The sequence below is a fragment of the Streptomonospora mangrovi genome, assembly GCF_027604915.1.
Taxonomy (GTDB): domain Bacteria; phylum Actinomycetota; class Actinomycetes; order Streptosporangiales; family Streptosporangiaceae; genus Streptomonospora; species Streptomonospora mangrovi.
Genome location: NZ_JAJAQC010000015.1, coordinates 108,964 through 127,421 on the forward strand (window position 1 = coordinate 108,964; position 18,458 = coordinate 127,421).

The window sequence follows — 18,458 nt, forward strand, 5'->3', positions numbered from 1 at the left end:
TCCTTGCGTATTGGAGCTTTCTGTTGGGAGGTGGCCCGTGCGGGGCGCGGAGCGTGCGCGCCCCGCACGGGCGCCGTGTCAGTGGCCGAGGTAGCGGTGGGCGGCGGTGCTGATCTCACACGCCCGTGCGCAGGCCGTTTCGGGACGGGTGGTGCCGTTCCAGGCGGCGATCTCGGTGGCGCCGTCGAGCAGCCGCACCTGGGTGACTCGGGTGCTGGTCGCACCCGCCGTGGCCAGGTGGTCGATGACCACCGTGAGGTGGTGGGCCTCGCTGTGGATGAAGCGGTCGGTGGTGGTGAGCGCCCCCTCCTCGGTTCGGCCCAGGTCGCTGCGCCGATCGGTGCAGAAGCCGTGGTGGGCCATGGCACGGCGCAGGGCCGTGATCGGCGCCAGCCCGGCCAGGCGCTCGGTCTGCGCCCATGCCGTCAGGTGGCGCAGAGCCTGCGCTGCCAGATCGCTGGTGAGGTCCTCGACCAGGTGGTCGTCGGGATAGTCGGCCAGGGCCTGCTGGATGTCGCCGTGACCGGCGACGACGACCTGCTCGGGTTCGCTGATGTGGTACCGGTCACCGGAGCAGATGGTGCGGTAGCGACGCTGGAGGCTGTCGTAGACGATGACGGCCCCGGGCCCGTTGAAGTGCGCTGCGGCGACATGGACCGTCTTCAGACGCGCATCGGCCGCACGGGACAGATAGCTCTCCGGGAATTCAGACATAGGTGTCTCCTGAAATGAGGTATGCGGGTGGCCTCGCCCTGGGTGCCGCCTCCTCGGCGGCACCCAGGGGGAGGCGCGGGTCAGCGCTGAGGCAGGGCCGCGACCGCGGCTTCGACGGCTCCGGCAATGGCGTAGGCGGCCAGGCCGGGACGGGAGCCGGAGAGTCGGATGTCGAACCTGGCCAGCTCACGGCCCGTGTCGGTGCGCGAGAGGTGAATTCGCGCGGGCGTGGAGTGCATGAACGCGCTGGTCGTCACGGAGACGGTCACGTCAGGCCGGTCGCTGCACCGGTAGACGTCCGTGAGGTAGTGCTCACGCGGGTGCTCCCGGTAGGACGGGGCACCTGCCAGGTAGAAGAACCGCCGCGCCATGTCGGTGCGAAGGTCCAGGACACACGCCGTCAGCGCCTTGACGGCAGGCCACTCGGCCAGCAGCCCCTCTGCCATGTCACGCAGGGTCGCGGCGGCGTAGGTATCGGTGAAGCCCTCGCCTTCCTCGGCGGCCTGCTCGGCCATCCGCTCGAGGTCGTCGGCCCCGGCGAGAATCATCGCCTCCGCGCCCGGGACGTGACCGGGTTCGACCGCCTCGACCTTCTCGGTCGCCTCGGTCCAGACCAGGAGGTGCCCAACGTCGCGCTGCATGATCGGGGTGACGTCACTGGGCCAGATGTTGAGCGGCCCGGCGTAAGGCATACTGGTGCTCACAGCACACTCCTTGCTACTCGCAGTGGTGGTGTGGGGCCCGCGCCCATCCCGGTCTGGGGTCGCAATCCGTGCCGGGTATTGGGGCGCGGGCCGTCTTCGTCGCGGGGCCGAACCCCGCCTCGCCGTAGCGGCTAGTCGAGGTTGGGGCGGCAGTTGATCGGCTTGGCCGGGCGGTAGCCCTCTTCGGTCATGACTGCGCACAACGGCTCGCCGTCGAGGTGGCTGTGCTCGGGGCGCGGGGTTCCGGTGAGCCACACCCGCGGCGGTACGTTGGCCACCTCTTCGCCGCATTCCGGACAGAAGAGCGTCGTGATCTTTTCCATGGTTTCCTTTCCATCTCTGATGTTCCGCCGGGTCCGGCTTCCCGGGGCCACCCATGCCAATTGGACAGCCCTACCGCGTTAATCCGGCACCGCCGACCCGTGTTTCAGAACCTCCGGCGGCGGTCCGACCCGCACTTCCAAGATGAGCGCAAAAGAGGGGCGCTTGTCAAACGATTCACAGGTCCTTTCTCGCATTTATTTTCAACAGAGAAAACATCGGACGACTGTGAATCAATTAAAAACCGGGCGATCATCGACCCTCAACGACTGCAATCGAAAAAAATAGAGAACCCTAAAGGCATTAAAGAGATGGAAATAGAACACGAGGAGGGATAAGCAGAAAAGAGCAAGGCCGGAACGCACCCGAGGCAGCCTTACACCAGGCGGCCCGCCCCCGGCCCTACGTGAAGGGACACCACCTGTGGTGTACCAGCCACACGCTGGGGCGGGCGAGCTGAATACACGCTGACCTGCACTGATAGCGCTTCGCGGGGGGCGCGGTTTAAGCGCGCCCCCAAGCGGGCGCCCAACGCGCGGCCAGCGCGCGGCCAACGCGGGGCAGAGCGAGCGGGAAAGCATGCAACAAAGCGCGCGCCCCCGGCAGACGCCTCCCCGTCGACTTACCGGAGGGACCTGTGGCCCGCTCGCGCCGCAGCGGTAGCGCGAAGCGGTGGGACGGAGGTGAGGCGCTCCACGAATTCTCGCAGTTGCCTTCCGGGCCGCTCACCGATTTCTTTGAGGTTCTGGGCCAGGCGCTGGTAAGCCCGGTGGGCGGCGTCGGTGTCACCCGTTTCGGCGTGGACCTCGATCAGGTACCGGTGCACGACCTCGTTATAGGGGTCGATAGTACAGGCCCGCTCGAACCACTCCGCCTTCGCTTCACCCTGGTGAGCGTGGGCAAGTTTCACACACAATTGGGCAGCGGCGGTGCGGCACCTCTGGCGCTCACATTCCACCCACGTCTCCGAAATATCCGAAAGCAATTCATGAGCGTAGTGGGAAACGGCGTTTTCTCGCTGAGACAGCGCTGTGCGGCCGGTGGAGTTATTCGCGGCGGTCGCCGCGTCGTTGAAGTCCCACAGGTCCGCGCTGAAGAGGCCGGGTTGGAGCCGGTAGCGGCCGGCGTGGAACTCGATGACGGGCAGGTCGGGGCTCTCCAGAGCACTGCGGATGGCGGCGCGGGCGCTGCTGAGGGCGTTGTTGCGGGCCGCGCGGGCTTGGGCGGGGCGGGCCTCGGGCGCGAGGAGTTCGGCGATCTCCTCACCGGTGGCCCCGGAGGGCCGGATGGCCAGCAACGCCAGCAGGCTGCGGGCCGAGGACCGCATCTGCTCGGCGACGTCGAGGCCGTCGGCCTGGACGCCAAGGCGCGGCGCGAACAGTCGCAGCCGCACCCGGCCTCCGGACGCCTCAACTGCGGCTTCCTGCCCGGTTTCGACTTCACCAGCGGCTTCGGCCCCGGCGGCAGAGGCGTTCGCGGCACCTGCCTCGGGTGGGACGGACAGCGTGTCCTGCGCCGGAAGTTCGGGGGCGGGCGGAGGGCTGTTGTCGGCGCTGATGCCGCGGGCCACCTCCCGCACCGCCCCCTCGGCGTCGGTGATGCGCAGCAGGGCGACCTCGGCGTGCACGTGCACACCACGCCCCAGGTCGCCCAGGGCGACGACGGTGGGCTTGGGGTCCAGACCGCTGGCGAGCACGGCGTGCAGCCGGTCGCGGTCCTCGTCGGGTCCCGGTGCTTCCACTACGACGGTCGGAGGAGGCAGGGCGTCTCCGGGCGAGGGACGGTCGGCGTCGCGATGGGCGGCGATAATGCGTGCCTCTGCCCGCACCAGCGCCGCCTGGAGGCTAGGGGTCACCGTTGCGCCGACAGGGCGGGCATGGTCGGCGATACCGAGTGCAGAGAGAACAGCGCGGGTCGTGATCACGTTGCCCGGTGCCTCGGCTGCGAGCCGTGTGATGAGTTCGGTGAGCAGGTCGGCGGCGGCAGGCCCGGTGATGCTGACGCCGGCAGAGGCGTTGACCGCTGCGTCGGGCGTCAGGCGAAGTGAGTCGCCGTTGGGCGGCGGTGGCGGTGCATTGTGGCCGGTGTTCTCGCTTTCCTTTTCCTTGGGGAGGGCGCCGTCCTCGGGCTCGCTGCTGGCCTTCGGCGTCTTCTCCTCGACGGCGTTGCGGGTGGGGCGCCGTGTGCGCCGTCCCAGGGTGTAGCCGCCCAGGAGGCCGGCGGCCAGGGCTGTGCCCACGGCCGTGGTGGTCGCGGCGGGGTCGGTGGCGGCTGCCAGGGCGGCGTGGTTCTCAGCGGCAGGCTGCTCGGCCTGGGGCGCGGGAGGTTTGCGCCTGTCAGGCGTGGGTGCCTGGAGTGACGCCGAGGGGGGACGGAGCCGGTAGTCGACCTCGACGCGGCGCATGGCGGCGTAGTCCTGGACTCCGTTTGCGGGCGCGGCGGGGCCGTGGCCTTCGGCGGTGATGGTGAAGCCTTCGCCCACCGCCTTTTGGAGGTAGGAGGCTGCGGCCTGGGCGCGGCGCTGGGACAGGTCGGCGTTGTGGGCCGCTGGTCCGGTGGGGTCGGTGTGGCCGGTGACGGTGATCGCGGACCCGGGTTCGCCGTAGGCGCTGATGAGTTCGGCGGTGGAGGCCAAGGCTGCGCGCATGTCGGGGGTCAGGTGCGGGGAGTCCACGGCGAAGCCCTCAACGGATCGGTGGCGCTCGATCAGGTCGGCCGGGCCGTGGGCGTCGGTGGAAGCGGTGGCATCGGACTGGTTCTGAGGCAGCGCCGGTGCGGGGGCTGTCGCCTCGTCGGTCGCCGCGTGGGCGGTGGGGCTGGCGGCGAGCGCGGCGAGGAGAGCGGCGACCAGTCGGGCCACCGCCAGGCGCGGGGTCTGTCCGCGGGCGAGGCGCAGGAGGTCGGCCAGGGTGGCGGCGGCGTAGGCGGCCCAGGCAAGGGCGACCACGGCCGCCAGCCCGCTCAGCACCACAGAGGTGGGCAGAGTGAACGCGCGCAGGTGCATCAGCACCTCCGCCCAACTGACATGCGCACCGGTCGCCGGCAGCCCCAGGAAGGCCACCGCCGGCGGGGCCGCGAAGAGGAAGAGCACGCCGGCGGCACCGGCGGCGGCATCGGCTCGTGAGGACATGGCGGCGGCCTCCGCGCGTTCGGTCAGTTCTGGAGTGCGTCGGCGCTGGCGCGGGCCTGGGCGATGCCCTCGCCCAGGGGCAGGACGCGGGTGGTGTAGGGGACTTCGGCGACCACGCTCACCCGCTGGCCTTCGACATGAACGCTTCCCTGTGCCCCGGCCGCCTTGAGGTAGGCGCGGGCCTGCTCGCGGGCGGCACCGGCGTCCAGGCGGATGCGGCCGGTCTGGGCCAGGTGGGCGGTGTCGAGTTCGCGGGCTCCGGCGCGGGCGGCCTCGTGGGCCAGCGTGGTCGCCCGGGTCTTGTCGAGGAGCATGCGTCCGCCGTCGACCACTAGGCCGAAGCACGCGCCGATGGCCGTGGCCAGGACCACGACCAGGACCAGCACCCGCCCTTCGTCGCCGCCCTGGCGTCGGGGCGGCCTCATGAAGTCGCCTCGGTATCGCGGTAGGGGTCGATGGGGGCGCTTGCCTGCCCGCGCACCATGGTGTGGCCGGGCAGGCCCAGCGGAGCGAGGTCGCCCAGGGCGATACGGCAGCCCACCTGCGCGTGCACCGACTGACGACGCTCGGGGCCAAGGGTTTGGAGGTACACCGTGTGCTCCTCGCAGGACAGGCCCGCGTGGGCCAGGGCGGCTTTGGCCTGGTGCCGGGCGGCGTTGCGGGCGTGGGCGGGGTCGGTGTGCAGGGAGGCCGCTCGGGCGGCGCTGTGGGCTGCGGCCGTGGCCTTCAACGCGGCGTCGGCGTAGCGGGCTCCGGCCACCATCAGCAGCGCCGCCAGCAGCAGGACGGGCGCGGCCAGCATCAACTCCACCGCCGCGCTGCCCTGCTCATGACTCCGCCGGCGGCTCACGGTGCCTCCAGGCGTTCGACGGGGCCGCGGCGTACAGCGCCAACGCTGGGCTGCCAACCGGGGACCAGGCTGGGGACCACCGCCTCCACGCGGGCGGTGGCCCGGCCGGTGGCCCGTTCGACATGCAGCCGGGGCTGCGTGAGCAGCGCACCACCGAGCTGGTCCAACGCCTGCGCCCCGGCCGCATGGCCGTCGGCGGCGGTGGCCTCGTAGGCGCGGGCGGCGGAGACAGCCTGGTGGGCCACCGCGTCCGCGCGCTGCTGGGCGTGCGCCCACAGCCCGAGCTGGAGCACCGCAGCGATCATGGTGAACGCCAGGGGCAGTGCCAGCACCAGTTCGGTGGAACCCCGGTCACTCAACGGGTACTTCACTTGGTGATGCCCAGGTCGATGTCGCGGGCGGCTTGGGCGAAGGTGTCGGTGAGGATCGGGCCGACCACGGCGGTGATGGCGACCACGATGGTGATGCCGATGACGATCTCGGTGGTGTAGGAACCCCGGTCGCCACGAAGCGCGGCATGGCGCGCGCGGAGCGTGGCGGCGAGTCGGCGGGCGAGCACGGTTCGGGTCCTCCTCAAGGACGGGCGCGGTCAGAAGCCGGTGACGACGTGGACGAGTGCGGGATAGCCGATCAGCACCATGAACCCCAGGACCAGGACGGTCACTGGCAGCGTCATGCGTTCGGTTTGAGCGGCGGCGCGGGCCTCGGCCTCGGCCAGTTCGGCGACGCGCAGGGCCTGGGCCTTGGCCGTCAACGAGGCGCGGACGCGGGCGCCGTCGGTCCCGGCCAGGTGCAGGGACGCCGCCAGTTCACCCAGCTCGCTGACGCCGGTGCGGTCGGCCAGGTCGCTCAGGGCGCTCCAGGCGGGTTGGCGCCTGAGTGCGGCGGCGTGCAGCGCGGTGCGGATCTGCTCGGGCGCCCAGCCGTGGCCGTGGCGGGCGGCCTGGGCGAGGGCTCCGGCCACACCGGCGCCGCCCGCAAGAGCGATCACCGCCAGGTCTGCCAGCAGGCAGGCGGCCGAGCGCAACTGGGCGCGGCGGGCGCGCGCCTGGGAGCGCAGGGCCAGGTCGGGCGCCATCCAGCAGGAGGCCGCGCACGCCGCCGCAGCAACCAGCGTCAGCGGCGAGGCGGGCCGCCCGGTGGCCAGGGTCGCGGCGATCACGAACACGGCCAGCGCCGAGGCCGCCGCAGCGGCGCACGCCTTCTCCGCCAGGTACTGCTCGGGCGCGGTACCGGTGACCGCCAAATCCGCGCGCACCCGCCGCGAAGGCAGCCCGGCTCGCCCCACGACCTTGGCACCGGAGCGTCCCAAGCGCGCGGCCGGACGCGCCTTCGCCGCAGAGGGCGGTGCAGCAGCGGGAAGAGCGAGCAGGTCGGCCAGCGAGGGGCGGCGCGCGGCGCGGGCAAGCATCCACAGCCCGGCGCCGGCCGCTGCCCCGGCCACTCCGGCGACCAGAACGCTCACCGCGCACGTCCCAGCAGGCGCACGGCCGCCACCGGCGCGGCCAGACGCCCCAGCCAGACGAACGCCCCCGCCCACATCGCGCCGACGAGGGCGAGCACGAGCTGGCCGGTGGCAGTGTCCAGCGGCTCCAGGTAGGTGCGGTTGAACGCCACCATCGCCGCCACCATGCCCAGTGTCATCGCGGCGATGATGCGCACCGAGGAGCGCACCCTCGCGCGCCCGGCCGAGGTGCGCACCAGCAGGCTCGCCCGGTCGCGCGAGGACTCGGCCAAACGGCCCAGCAGGGCGCCCAGGTCGGAGGCGTGCCGGCCTTCGGCCGAGGACAGGGCCACGGCGACCAGGTCGGCGGTGGGGTTGTCGACGCGCTCGGCGAAGGAGCGCATCGCCGCCTCCATTGGGACTCCCGTGTGGAGGCTGCGCGCCAGTTCGGCCACCTCGGGACGGATCGGCGCGGGGGCCACCGGCGCGGTGGCGGTGATGGCCTGGACCAGCCCGGCTGAGCCGGCCATCAGGTCGCGCAGTTGACTCGCCCAGGCGGCTACAGCCTCAGCCCGCTTCGCCTCCTGCGCGCTGGCCCGGTCGGGACCCAGCAGCCGGGGCAGCCACCATGCCGCAGCAGCGGCCAGCACCGCCCCCACCGGCCACCCCGTGGCCAGCCCCACGAGAACCCCCGTGACCACCGCTCCCACCCCGCGCGCCGGTACCTGGCTGGTGCGCACGCGCGCCACCACGGTCCGCAGGTCGATGCGCCGAAGGCGGGCCGCATAGGCGCAGCAGACCAGCCCGGCGCCCGCCAGACCGCCGGCAGCGGCGGCCACCAGGAGAACGTGGGCGTTCACCAGGCACCTCCCGCCGAGAACGCGGCGGCCGCGTCGAATCCGTGGGCCGCGAGCACGTCGGCCCGCTCGCTGCTGGGCGCCACCAGCAGGCGCCCCGCCCCCTGGGGGCGGGGGCGGTGGTAGACCTCGTTGGAGACCACGTGGACTCCCTCCGCGCCCAGCACCTCGCGGATGCTGGACACCCAGCGCCGTCCGCGCGGGTCGACCGCGATGGGGGCCACCAGGTGCACCGCTGAGGCCGCCAGCAGGTTGGCGGCTTCCAGGCTGAGGCGCTCGGGCGCCTGGGCCGTGTAGGCGGCGATCTTGGTGAACACCTGGGCCGAGCTGCCGGCGTGGATGGTGGCCATCGACCCGTCAGTGCCCATCGACATCGCGTTGAGCAGGGCGATGGTCTCCGGCCCGCGCGTCTCTCCCACGATCACCCGGTCGGGGGACAGACGCAGCGCGTGGCGCACCAGCTCGGCGAGCGTGACCTCCCCGACACCCTCGACGTTGGCCGGGCGCGCCTGCAACACCACGCAGTCGCAGCGCGCTTCCAAGCTGCGGTCCAGGTTCAGCTCCAGGCTGTCCTCGACCGTGACCACGCGCTCCCACGGAGCCACCGCCGCCACGGCCAGCGCGCGCAGCAGCGTGGTCTTACCGGCTCCGGTGGCGCCGGAGATCAGCAGGTTCATCCGGGCTGAGGCCGCCGCCTCCAGCAGCCCGCGCGCCAGCCCGTCGAGCATGTCCGACGATTGGAGGGCGTTCAGGTCCAGCGCGTGGCGGGAGTGGCGGCGGATGGCCACCGACACCCGCCGGGACACCTCCATTACCGCCGACAGCCGCGACCCGTCGGGCAGTTCCATCGACAACAGCGGACTGGAGGCGTCGAAGCGCCGCTCGCCCGAAGGCGAGGAAGCGGCGATGCGCCGCACCAGTGCGGCCAGCTCGGCGTCGTCGGCGGCCACCGGCGGGCGCGGTTCGCGGCGCCCGCCGCCGAAATCCACAATCACCTTCTCGCCGGTGATGAGGATGTTGTGCACCCCGGGCTCGGCCAGTAGCGGCTCCAGTCCGCCCATTCCGCAGATCCGGGCCACCGCCAGCGTGCGCACCTGCTGCTCCTGGGCCGCATCCAGCGGTGCGCGCCCCTGGGCCAGGGCGTCAGCGGCCATGGCGTCCAACACCTCGTCAACCACTGAGGCCACGCGTCGCCGGGCCTCCTCACCACCGACCGCACCCGCCTCAAGCCTGCCTTCGGCAAGCAGCCGGGAGGTCACCCGCTCCGCGACCGCCCGCGCCACCGCCCGCGCCACCGCCTCGACGGGTGTCGGCGAAGGGGCGGGCGGGGTCTCCACGGAGGGGTGGGGGATGAGCGTCATGCCGCCCTCCCCGCGCCGGCCCCGGCGCCGGTCACCGCCAAGGAACCGGTGCGCGGCGGAGGCGGAGCTGCGATCGCAGTTGGCTGCGGTTGATCGGGTGCCGGAGCCCTCACTTCGGGCGGAGCCGGACGAGCACCCGTGCCGGAGGGTGCGCGCCTGCCGTAGGCTTCCACGCGCTCGGCGAGGTCGCGAGCGGTGCGCATCAGCGCCAGCCCCTCCACCTCAGCCTCACCGCGCCGTTCACGCGCCCATTCCCGCAACCTCGTCCACACACCGCTGCCCGCCCGCACACCTTCACCGCGGAGGAACGCCGCCCCCGCAGGGTCCTGGGGCAGCCGCGCCCACACAGGCGCCTGCGTCTGCTCGGCGACCTCGCGGTCGGCGAAGCGGCGCGGCCCTTCCATCAGAGCCACCCCCACCGGCACCCCGGCTTCCTCCAACGCCGAGACCACCGCTGATGAGGCGGCAAGGCGCGCCAGTTGCGCGGGGTCCTCGCGTACCACCACCACGACCGCGTCCGAGCACAGCAGCAGCCGCGCCCCGGCCGAGCGCGGACTGATGCGCCCCACATCGACCACCGCAGCCCGCCCCGCCCTCAGCAGCCACGGATGCTGCGCCAACTCCTCCACCGCTGCGGTGCACTGATGCGGCGCCGAAGGCGCCGTCACCACATGGAGCCCGCCGGTCACCTCCTCGGCGTGCTCCAGCAGCGGGTTGTCTCCCGCCCCGTGGGCGGGGCGCGGGCGCCGACTGGCCGCCGCGAGCGTGCCCAAGCCCCGCTCACCGCCCCGCCGATGCCACAGCCGCATGTCCCCGCCCGAAGCGTCGGCCTCCACCATCACCGGCACACACAGCGGCGAAGGAGGCCAGCACATGGCCAGCGCCGCCGCCAGCGTGGTCACCCCCGGCGCCCCTGCCAGCGAGCACACTGAGACGATCACCGGTCTCCCCCCTCCGCGCCTGCGGCGACCAGCACCATGCGCATCTCCTGGCGCGCGGCCGCACGCGCCACGGCCGCCGCCTCCTCCTCGGGCACCTCCAGGTGCACCAGCGACTCCTCACCCGCCGACGCCGCCTCCACCGAATGCACCCGGCCCGACACCACGGGCTCTTCGGCTTCCGCAGCCTCCTCAGCGGAGGCTGCCGCGCCGGTCAGCACCACGGCGACCGGAGCCCCCATGCCGGCGCCTTCGGGCACCGCCGCGTGAGGCAGCGACGCGGCCACCACCGCCCGCCCCTGTCCCGGCCAGGCCGCGGCGTCACTCAGCGCGCTGAGCGGGATCGGCGTGCCTTCCTTCAGCGGCACCGCGGCCCGCCGGCCCACGACCTCCTCGGCTCCGGTCCCCGGGAAGTCAGCCCCCGCCAACCCCGAAGTCTCGACCAGCCGCAGGTCGCCGGGCTCGATGACCGTGCCCACGGGCACATCGCGCGCCGCCACAGCGACCGGAGCGCGGTCTGTGGCCGCTGCCGTGGTGCCCACCGCCAGCAGCGCCCCCAGCGCCACCATCCCGACCCCGGCCGCCGCCCACTTCCGCTCCCGGCTCCGCGAAGCCGCGATTCCTCCGATCACCGGATGCCTGTCTCCGGTGGTGCTGGTGGGCATACTCCGTCCCCTCTTCTCCCGTTGCTTCTGTGCCGCCCGGCCGCCTGCTGCGGCCCTCAGCCGTCGACCACCACCGAGTGCACTTCCACCACCTCGATCGAGCGGCTTGTGCTCGTCTCCATCGGCTCCAACTGCCCGCCCTCTCCCGAGGAGGACTCCCAGGAGACGCCCCACACCACCGTCGCCTCGACCGTGTCGCGCCCGCCTGGCCGGTTCTTCGATGACAACCGGTAGACGTGTCCGCAGTCGGGGGATTCCGAGCCCGGGGTGTGCACCGCCGGGTCGAAGACCGTGCCCGGGCCCGAGCACGCGATGACCGATCCGTCGCCCATGTCCCAGGAGACCTCGCGTGGTACGGCCGTCACCGAGGCCGAACCTCCTCGCACCGACACCCGCGCGCTGCGGGGCTGCCACTGCTCGGCGTCGATCCACAGCCAGAGGGGAAACCGCACCACAGCAGTGCCGCCCATCGGCGGAGCGGAACCGATCTCGGGCTCGGGCAGTTCCAACCGCGCCCGCGCCCGCTCGGCCAGGGCTGCCACGTCCACCCCGCCGCCTGCCTGCGGAGCGCTCAACGTGGCCGTGCAGCGGACCGCCCCGCCGACCGGTTCAGAGCAACTCGGCTCCGGCTCGACCGGTCGGTGAGGCAGTGGAGCCGGCAGGGCGGGTGCATTGGCTGAGCCCGTATCGGGAGCGGGTTCCCGAGCGTTCGCGGTCACCTCGCACGAAGACTCCGAGCACGCCGACGTCGACCAGAATGCCGCGTCCGCGTGTGCCGGCCCGGCTAGTGCCGTTGCGCCCGCGGCCGAGGCCGCAGAGACGAGAAGCACCCGCGCCATTCCTAGCGCTCGCATTCGCCGTACTCGCCCAGCCACAGTTCGGAGACCTGCCAGGTTCCGTTGTTTTCCGTGACAGTTGCGATGACGGGGCGAAACCCTTCCCCGTGCAGCGGACCGAGCCCTTCGAGATCTTCCTCGATGATGTTCCAATCCGAATCGTCCACGCAGTCCTCCACGGTGACTTCCGGAGGGTTCGAGGCGAGATCGGCCGAGGTTACCCGAGGGTCCATATCAGGCCGCCCAGTGGCACGAATCCCGTTGAGCATGTCGTCCGAAAACTCCAGTGCTTGCCCCGTTGCGTACCAGGCCAGGTCAGGATGACCGGTCGCACCATCATGTGAACCTTCGACAACCGCATCCATTAGGCCCCGGTATGCCTCCAGTGCCCGCTCCTCGTGGGAGGTCGCCGGCGCTTCGGTGGCAGGAGTGGTCGGTTCCGCAGATTCACCACGGGAAGCACAACCACTCGTCGCCAACGCACCGACCAGGACTGCTCCGAGGACGTACCGCATGAGCCACCTTCGATTCGCACGGAGACCATCCAGTTACTCTCCGAAATCGTGGATGACTCTAGCTATCGAAACCTCACTTCGACAACCGAAATCGAGCAACGATGCGCGACCGAAAGTGCTGTTAACACCACAGGGGCGCGGTGTCCAATGGACACAACGCCCCAATCGAAATTCGTGAATCGAGGACGACATTTGGTGAGAAAACGGAAAATATGGGCAGGGAAACGAATTCGGGTACCCCTACCAATCGCCTCGCCCAAGCGGCCAAAGACCAAACGGTTTATGCTTCAGGGTGCGGCACACAAGCGTGAGTGAGCGGCGCCCCCGAAATGTGCGTCAGGAGCTACCGCGCGGCAACCGGGGACAGTGGGACTCCGTCGACTTCGTCGGGCGTAAGGCGGCCGAAGGGCTCGTCCAAGTCCAGGGCACCCGTCTGCCACGAGGTGCCGATGACTGCCCATGCCGCGCGAACCTCTGCGATCGAGGCCAGGTCCCACAGGGGGTCGGCGCGTTACGGAAGTCGGGTCGTCCGAAGCGAGCACGCCCTGATCGTCGTTCGCCGACCGCAGACGAACCGGCGCCATCCGTCTAATCCGGCCAAGGCACACACTGCGTGTGGGTGCCAGCCCGATGTGGCGTGGCGCCGGCTCTTGTCACAGCGGCGGCTTCTCGTCTCGGGTCTCGTGCATCCACTCCAAGGGGCCGCGCCGCAGCGCCTCCTCCGCGAGACGCTTCGCCGCAGCCGTCTTCAACGCCGCAAGAGAGGTGTCAATCCACGCTTGGGTGTGGCTGCTGCCCTGGCTGCGGTACTCCACTGCCTGCATCAGGCACTCCAGCTTGTCGGCATCGCGAGCGCAGACCGCTTCGGTGCTCTCGTGCCCCTCATACTCCCGCACAGCGCCGCGGATCGTGTCCGCCAGGACTGCGGGCAGCCCGCGCACCTGGTCCTCTGTCACTTCCGCCGGAGCAACCGCCTTCAAATAGCGCTTCCCCAGGTAGGGGATGTCGGTGGTCCGAGTCTCCTGTGTGTCGTGGAACAGCGCGAGAAACGCCGCACGCTGGGGGTCGGCGCCCTCCAACGACGCGATCACGGCAGCGGTGATCGCGGTCCGGTGGGAATGGTCGGCGATACTCTCGACGTCTGGAACCCCAGCGACCACCCATCCGATGCGCTTGTACCTCTTCAGCAGGCCGACCTCATACAGAAAATCCACCACCTCGGTGTCATCCGCTGCCATGTGACCTCTTCTCACCGCCGATGAACGATCCGTAGAGCGTAAAGCACTTCCTGGAGTTCGCGTCGTGATTGGGGGGAGATCCCCCCTTCCTCCAGGATCTTCTGCACCGCCTCAGCTAGCGCGCGGCCCCGTGTCGGAGTGACGGCTCCCGGCTTGCGGTGTACCAGTGACCACAGGGTGTGAGCGACCACGTCGACGTAGGGGTTCGACCGATCAAGCCTGGTGGTGAGGTGCTCTACCAGGCGACCGCCGTGCCAGGCGTCCAAATCTACCTCGATCATGAACGCGTCGGAGAGCTGTGGGTCTGCGAGTTCGCCCAGCCAGTACGCCCAGTAGTTCAAATTCGCGATCTCGCACTGGTCGGTCTCGATGTGCACACCGATGAACCGCGGCAGTGCCTCGGCATCGCCTCGGCGAGCCAGTGTGTGTGCCCCTGAACGCACCACTGCCCAGGACGGCGACCATTCCCCAGGGCGCAGTCGTCTCTGCTCGGCGCGCTGCATCACCGCCAACCACTCGACCGTCTCGCTGGAAGAGTCGAAGCCCGCCACGTAGTGAGCCTGGCGTCGCAGAAGAGCGCCTTCGGTGGTGTCCAGGGCTGCCTGTTCAGCGGCCGCACGCAAATGAGTTATGACGTGGTTGCGCTCATCGGCGGCTAACCGGGGGCCTGGAGGCACCGGGCCTCGCCGGCGCACCGGTGCGCTAGCCAAGGCGGAAGGCGCCGTCCCAGTAAAAGTCCAACCGATGAGGTCGGTGAACGGTCGGGTGATGACCCAGCTCGCCAACGGGTGAGCGTCCAAGTCGAGCGGGCCTTCATGACTGAGCACGTATCCGATAAAACGGTCGGCTTCCATTGCGGTGTCGAGCTGGCTCAGCAGGCGCGGTGATGTGCCATTCCGCAATAGGAAGTGGCGGATCCGCAGGTATGTTCCGGCAGAAACCGCCATGAGGGGACGGCGGCCGGACTCCCACCCCTGAATGGTGGTGACGTCTACGCTGAGCCGTTCAGCCAGTTCCTCTTGGGTGAGGTTCCCGGACTGGCGTATCACCTTCAACACGTACCCGGCGATGCGTCCTTCGCGGTCGCCGTCAACGCGGGACTGGGAACTCTGACTTGGAGTCGGGGTTCGACCATGGGGGGTCGGCATCGGGGCCTCCTGGCCTGCGGATACCCGTACTGGTGGTCACTGCCATGACGCGCAGGGCACGCGTAGCGTCGTTCTCACGATAGGGCAGGCACCGAAAGCCGCAGGTGAGAAGTATGGCAATCCCTGATCTTGAATTCATGCAAGCCGCGCATCCCGAGGGCTACCGTCCGGGCCGTGTCCCCATCAGCTTGCTTTGCGCTCGCCGCCCGACCGAACTCCAGGCATGGGGTTCGCGGTGAACCCCGTTCAGGCCCGGGAGTACACACCACGGCCACTCGACTTCCCGACCTACCAAAGGTTCGTCGATCTGACTTTGAAGTACCCGTCTTGGTGCGCTCGGTACTCCGCCGACGAGAGCGGTGATACCTATTTCCAAGCCGTTCATCATGACACGGGCGACACCGTGGGGTCTTACGACTTGGATAGGTTCGCCCGGCTCCTGGCCACTGCCGACGGGGCGGTGCGGTGATGCTCGCCGGGGTCATTACCCGGTCGTGCCGGACAGAGCCCCTCTGCCTTGAAGCGTCGCCTCCCGCCTACGGAGCTGGGCTGCCGTTCGGACTCCGGATGATCCATCCCAACCGGCATGTCCGCGTTGCGGGCGGACCGCCTGAGGCATCCGCCAGGCCCTCGAGCGCGTTGAACAGCCTGCTCTCCACCCGGGAAATCCACCGGTGGGCCGAGTCGGCGACCGCCTTGCGGAGGTGTGCGCCGTGAGTCACCCTCGGGGTCCTTCGCGGTTGTGTGCGGAGTACGGAAACCCGCAGGAGCTGAACGGCGGAAACGCTGAACAGCGTCGCCTGCTGACACTGCCGCGCCGCATCCCCTCCACTGTCGCGGACGTTCACAGCGTCCTCTTCGGTCACGAGCCCGACCAGATCAGGGCCGCGAGGAGCTGGGCGTGGCGATCGAGCGGGCTGGGCTATGACCACGCGGACTCGCTGCTGCTGGTGCTGTCGGAGCTGCACACCAACGCCCTTCGCCACACGGCGTCCGGCCTGCCCGGCGGCACGGTCCGCGTCGACTTGGAGCGACTGCCGGACCGCGGCTGCCGGGTGAGCGTCACCGACCAAGGGCCTCGGCCGGGCGCCGCGACCACCGTCCCCACGCCGGCCAGCGCCGACCTCTTCGCCGACCTCGTCACGGAGGAGTCGGGGCGCGGGCTCGACCTCGTTGCCGCGCTGAGCCGCGACTGGGGCTGGCACCGCGACGACAGCGGCCCCGGGGTCACAGTGTGGGCCGAGTTCGACCGGCCGGGCCGGTGGGTGTGACCCGTGGCGTGGAGCGCTCAGGAGGACGGCCGCCAGTACGAGGACGCCTACCGCCTCCAGGAGATCGTCGGTCGACGCTGGCTGGTCATGTGGGGACCGGCAAGCCGCCGCTTCTGGGGCTTCCACCGGGGACCGGTCTTGATGGCCCCGCTCGCGGCTCCCACCGCTCCCCAGCTCCGTGACGCGATCACCGAGGCGGAGCGGTGGCTCCCGCCCTCTCCTCACTAACCCCCCGTATTGACCCGCAGGGAGAAGCGATGCCCCGCAGACAGACCCCCGCACCGATCGTCACGGTCGCCGCAGCCGTGGACCGCCTGACCAAGTTCGCCCGCACCTACGGCGTGCGGGTGACCCCCGACACCGAGGACTCCAGCGGTCGTCGCTTCGCCGTCCAGCGCTTCGGCCGCCGCGTCAGCGTCCAGCTCGTCACCGCCGACCCCGAGAACCACAGCACCTGGACGCTTCACAGCCCTGACGTCGAGCCGACGTCGTGGCCCATCGGCCAGGAGCCGACCGTCCTCAGCCGGGCGAGCGACGTCCTGGACGACCTCGCCCGCCGCAGCCGCGCCCTGCTGGCGCGGCCCCACTGACCGGCACGGCGGCGGGGTACCTACTCCTCCCTTCGGCCCGCCGCCGTGCCTTCATCTCCACCTCCGCTTCTAGACGAGACCCCCATGGACCTGCACTCGTTCGTCTTCCACATCAACGCCCTGCTTCTGCTGTACCTGGTGACCGGCGCGCTGCTGTCGTGGCGGGACGCCCGCGGCGTCGTCTTGGCCGACCCCGACTTCCTATGCAGTGACCCGTGCCGCCAATGGCACCAGGATGCCTTTCCCGGTGCCCTGGACGTCCTCACCGCTGATGCGTGGCACCTCCACGTGATCAGCGGCGTGACGTGGCCCATCTCGCTGAAGCTGCGGTGCGGCTGCATCCACCGCGCGACCAAGAAGACTCCCTAGACCGCGCGCCCCCATGACCGGCGCGGCGGCGAGGAGCCCTGCCACTGCCCTCGCCGTCGTGCCTTCCAACCCGCCCCGATCCGCATGACCGACCGAGTGAATGGAGACAGATGACTGACACCCTGGCCTCAGCGACCACCGCCGCCGAGGAAGCCACCGAAACCCTGCTCAACACCCTGCTGCCGCTGGCGGTGGCCGCCGACCGCCGCCTCAACCCCTACCGGTGGGTCCTCGGCCCCCGCTACGAGCAGGTCAGCACCGACAACCCGTTCGGTAGCGACAGCGAAGCCCTGGACGCGATGGACCACCTCGCCCCCCAACTCCGGGCCTGTGTCCGCATCGCCCACGCCACCGCGCGGCACAACGAGGCGTGGGAGTTGTGCGAGGCGTTGGTGAACTGGCTGGCGCGGCGCCGGGACCTGGAGATGTGGGAGGAGGTCTTCTCGCTGGGGCTGGCCTCGGCGCAGGCTCTGGGGGCCAAGGCCGCCCAGGCGCACATGCTCGTCGGGCTGGGGCGGTGCCGCCTGTGGCAGGACCGCGTCGACCTGGCCGAGAGCAACTTCCTCCACGCCCAGGCGCTGTGGACGACCGCCGAGCACGAGCTGGGGATCGCCGGGGCCGTGGAAGCGCTGGGGACGGTGTCGCTCAAGCGGGGCGAACCCGAGGAGGCCGAAGAGCGCTACCGCGAGGCACGCGTCGTCTTCGCCGGCCTGGGACGCGAGCGGGGGATCGCGCTCATGGAGCGCCACATCGCCGACTGCCGCCGCGAACGCGGCGACATCAACACCGCCGAGCAGCTCGGCCAGCAGGCGCGGGAGTGGTTCCGCTCCCACGGCGACACCTACCAGGAGGTGCGCGCGTTGCGTGGACTCGCCCTGACCTACCGCAAAGCGCAGCGCATCCACACCGCGTTCGACGCCGCACGCGAAGCCCGACGCCTGGCCCAGTCCATCGGCGCCACGGCCGAGGCCACCGAGCTGGGACGGCTCATCGCCGACATGCGGCTGCCCGATGAGAAAGCCGGCTAACTCAGTACATCCGACACGGCCCTGAAGACGGCTCGGCGGTGCGGCCACCTTCCCGAATAAAGACAGCCGCACCCAGGCACTTCCGGCCGTGCTCCCTCGTCGCGTTCCCCGCGCTCAGCCGGGGCCAGGCAAGCCCATTGCCACCGAGCGCGACCCTGAGCTGTTGCGTCAGACGGCTCCGCAATCTCACCGATGAAGGACCTTGGCGTGGTCGCCCCCGAACCAAGCCGTGCACGCCACCGGCCGCGGTCTCCGCCCATGCGGCCGCGGTCAGCCCGATACCCCCAATGTACAGAAGGAGATGGAATCCATGAACGAGTCCGCTGTTCTCGACGTTGCCGAGAACCCGTTCGCGCTCGACGTACAGATCGTGCCCGAGGCCGTAGGCACGTCCCCCACGGCGTGCACGACCAACGACGGGTGCGCGCCGAGCTGCGCGTCGTCCTGCACCAGCAGTAGCTGCTGACCACCAGGTGGGG

General features: G+C 70.7%; 23 protein-coding genes. 6 read left to right on the forward strand and 17 right to left on the reverse strand.

The window, feature by feature from the left end:
* Positions 1-78 precede the first annotated feature (78 nt).
* From LG943_RS10980 to LG943_RS11060, 17 genes are all read right to left on the reverse strand, one after another.
* Positions 79-714 (reverse strand): hypothetical protein, encoded by a 636-nt coding sequence (locus LG943_RS10980; protein ID WP_270072125.1) that lies wholly within the window; start codon positions 712-714, stop codon positions 79-81.
* A gap of 80 nt (positions 715-794) precedes the next feature.
* Positions 795-1,418 carry a hypothetical protein gene (locus LG943_RS10985; RefSeq protein ID WP_270072126.1) on the reverse strand — a complete coding sequence of 208 codons (624 nt, stop codon included), beginning with the start codon at positions 1,416-1,418 and terminating at the stop codon, positions 795-797.
* 131 nt (positions 1,419-1,549) lie between these two features.
* Positions 1,550-1,741 (reverse strand): hypothetical protein, encoded by a 192-nt coding sequence (locus tag LG943_RS10990; protein WP_270072127.1) that lies wholly within the window; start codon positions 1,739-1,741, stop codon positions 1,550-1,552.
* A 620-nt stretch (positions 1,742-2,361) separates the two neighbouring features.
* Positions 2,362-4,869 (reverse strand): OmpA family protein, encoded by a 2,508-nt coding sequence (locus tag LG943_RS10995; RefSeq protein WP_270072128.1) that lies wholly within the window; start codon positions 4,867-4,869, stop codon positions 2,362-2,364.
* A 23-nt stretch (positions 4,870-4,892) separates the two neighbouring features.
* Positions 4,893-5,294 carry a pilus assembly protein TadG-related protein gene (locus LG943_RS11000; protein WP_270072129.1) on the reverse strand — a complete coding sequence of 134 codons (402 nt, stop codon included), beginning with the start codon at positions 5,292-5,294 and terminating at the stop codon, positions 4,893-4,895.
* Entirely contained in the window at positions 5,291-5,719 is a 429-nt protein-coding gene (locus tag LG943_RS11005) for a TadE/TadG family type IV pilus assembly protein (RefSeq protein WP_270072130.1), read from the reverse strand. Before LG943_RS11005 ends, LG943_RS11000 begins: the two co-directional genes overlap by 4 nt.
* Positions 5,716-6,078, reverse strand: a complete 363-nt coding sequence (locus LG943_RS11010) for a TadE family protein (protein WP_270072131.1) — start codon at positions 6,076-6,078, stop codon at positions 5,716-5,718. The genes LG943_RS11005 and LG943_RS11010 overlap by 4 nt, the downstream gene beginning before the upstream one ends.
* A gap of 8 nt (positions 6,079-6,086) precedes the next feature.
* Positions 6,087-6,278 (reverse strand): hypothetical protein, encoded by a 192-nt coding sequence (locus LG943_RS11015; protein ID WP_222600639.1) that lies wholly within the window; start codon positions 6,276-6,278, stop codon positions 6,087-6,089.
* Between the two features lie 30 nt (positions 6,279-6,308).
* A complete protein-coding gene (locus LG943_RS11020) occupies positions 6,309-7,184 on the reverse strand; it encodes a type II secretion system F family protein (protein WP_270072132.1) in 876 nt (291 codons plus the stop codon).
* Positions 7,181-8,023 (reverse strand): type II secretion system F family protein, encoded by an 843-nt coding sequence (locus tag LG943_RS11025; RefSeq protein WP_270072133.1) that lies wholly within the window; start codon positions 8,021-8,023, stop codon positions 7,181-7,183. Before LG943_RS11025 ends, LG943_RS11020 begins: the two co-directional genes overlap by 4 nt.
* A complete protein-coding gene (locus tag LG943_RS11030; RefSeq protein ID WP_270072134.1) occupies positions 8,020-9,381 on the reverse strand; it encodes a CpaF family protein in 1,362 nt (453 codons plus the stop codon). Before LG943_RS11030 ends, LG943_RS11025 begins: the two co-directional genes overlap by 4 nt.
* Positions 9,378-10,283, reverse strand: coding sequence for a hypothetical protein (locus tag LG943_RS11035; RefSeq protein ID WP_270072135.1), 906 nt, complete (start codon positions 10,281-10,283; stop codon positions 9,378-9,380). Before LG943_RS11035 ends, LG943_RS11030 begins: the two co-directional genes overlap by 4 nt.
* A 35-nt stretch (positions 10,284-10,318) precedes the next feature.
* The gene (locus LG943_RS11040) at positions 10,319-10,984 is read right to left on the reverse strand and encodes an SAF domain-containing protein (protein ID WP_270072136.1); all 666 of its coding nucleotides are present in this window, start codon (positions 10,982-10,984) and stop codon (positions 10,319-10,321) included.
* Between the two features lie 56 nt (positions 10,985-11,040).
* The gene (locus LG943_RS11045; RefSeq protein WP_270072137.1) at positions 11,041-11,532 is read right to left on the reverse strand and encodes a hypothetical protein; all 492 of its coding nucleotides are present in this window, start codon (positions 11,530-11,532) and stop codon (positions 11,041-11,043) included.
* A gap of 293 nt (positions 11,533-11,825) precedes the next feature.
* Complete coding sequence (locus LG943_RS11050) at positions 11,826-12,335, reverse strand: hypothetical protein (protein ID WP_270072138.1); 510 nt, start codon at positions 12,333-12,335, stop codon at positions 11,826-11,828.
* 653 nt (positions 12,336-12,988) lie between these two features.
* Positions 12,989-13,573, reverse strand: coding sequence for an HD domain-containing protein (locus LG943_RS11055; RefSeq protein WP_270072139.1), 585 nt, complete (start codon positions 13,571-13,573; stop codon positions 12,989-12,991).
* A gap of 11 nt (positions 13,574-13,584) precedes the next feature.
* Positions 13,585-14,631 (reverse strand): helix-turn-helix transcriptional regulator, encoded by a 1,047-nt coding sequence (locus LG943_RS11060; RefSeq protein WP_270072140.1) that lies wholly within the window; start codon positions 14,629-14,631, stop codon positions 13,585-13,587.
* Positions 14,632-15,434: 803 nt separating this feature from the next.
* Here LG943_RS11060 and LG943_RS11065 point away from each other — a divergent pair.
* The 6 genes from LG943_RS11065 to fxlA all read left to right on the forward strand — a co-directional run bounded on the left by LG943_RS11065 (position 15,435) and on the right by fxlA (position 18,445).
* Positions 15,435-15,992, forward strand: a complete 558-nt coding sequence (locus tag LG943_RS11065; RefSeq protein ID WP_270072141.1) for an ATP-binding protein — start codon at positions 15,435-15,437, stop codon at positions 15,990-15,992.
* 3 nt (positions 15,993-15,995) lie between these two features.
* Entirely contained in the window at positions 15,996-16,220 is a 225-nt protein-coding gene (locus LG943_RS11070; RefSeq protein ID WP_270072142.1) for a hypothetical protein, read from the forward strand.
* A 29-nt stretch (positions 16,221-16,249) separates the two neighbouring features.
* Entirely contained in the window at positions 16,250-16,582 is a 333-nt protein-coding gene (locus tag LG943_RS11075; protein WP_270072143.1) for a hypothetical protein, read from the forward strand.
* Positions 16,583-16,627: 45 nt separating this feature from the next.
* A complete protein-coding gene (locus LG943_RS11080) occupies positions 16,628-16,951 on the forward strand; it encodes a hypothetical protein (protein ID WP_270072144.1) in 324 nt (107 codons plus the stop codon).
* Between the two features lie 110 nt (positions 16,952-17,061).
* Entirely contained in the window at positions 17,062-17,979 is a 918-nt protein-coding gene (locus LG943_RS11085; protein WP_270072145.1) for a tetratricopeptide repeat protein, read from the forward strand.
* Between the two features lie 310 nt (positions 17,980-18,289).
* Positions 18,290-18,445 (forward strand): FxLD family lanthipeptide, encoded by a 156-nt coding sequence (fxlA, locus tag LG943_RS11090; protein WP_270072146.1) that lies wholly within the window; start codon positions 18,290-18,292, stop codon positions 18,443-18,445.
* Positions 18,446-18,458: the final 13 nt, after the last annotated feature.

Bases quoted from the DNA above. Each gene is read 5' to 3' on its own strand.
- LG943_RS10980 (WP_270072125.1), bottom strand. From the start codon at position 714: ATGTCTGAATTCCCGGAGAGCTATCTGTCCCGTGCGGCCGATGCGCGT.
- LG943_RS10990 (WP_270072127.1), bottom strand. From the start codon at position 1,741: ATGGAAAAGATCACGACGCTCTTCTGTCCGGAATGCGGCGAAGAGGTG.
- LG943_RS10995 (WP_270072128.1), bottom strand. From the start codon at position 4,869: ATGTCCTCACGAGCCGATGCCGCCGCCGGTGCCGCCGGCGTGCTCTTC.
- LG943_RS11000 (WP_270072129.1), bottom strand. From the start codon at position 5,294: ATGAGGCCGCCCCGACGCCAGGGCGGCGACGAAGGGCGGGTGCTGGTC.
- LG943_RS11030 (WP_270072134.1), bottom strand. From the start codon at position 9,381: ATGACGCTCATCCCCCACCCCTCCGTGGAGACCCCGCCCGCCCCTTCG.
- LG943_RS11040 (WP_270072136.1), bottom strand. From the start codon at position 10,984: ATGCCCACCAGCACCACCGGAGACAGGCATCCGGTGATCGGAGGAATC.
- LG943_RS11050 (WP_270072138.1), bottom strand. From the start codon at position 12,335: ATGCGGTACGTCCTCGGAGCAGTCCTGGTCGGTGCGTTGGCGACGAGT.
- LG943_RS11055 (WP_270072139.1), bottom strand. From the start codon at position 13,573: ATGGCAGCGGATGACACCGAGGTGGTGGATTTTCTGTATGAGGTCGGC.
- LG943_RS11075 (WP_270072143.1), top strand. From the start codon at position 16,250: ATGCCCCGCAGACAGACCCCCGCACCGATCGTCACGGTCGCCGCAGCC.
- LG943_RS11085 (WP_270072145.1), top strand. From the start codon at position 17,062: ATGACTGACACCCTGGCCTCAGCGACCACCGCCGCCGAGGAAGCCACC.
- fxlA (WP_270072146.1), top strand. From the start codon at position 18,290: ATGAACGAGTCCGCTGTTCTCGACGTTGCCGAGAACCCGTTCGCGCTC.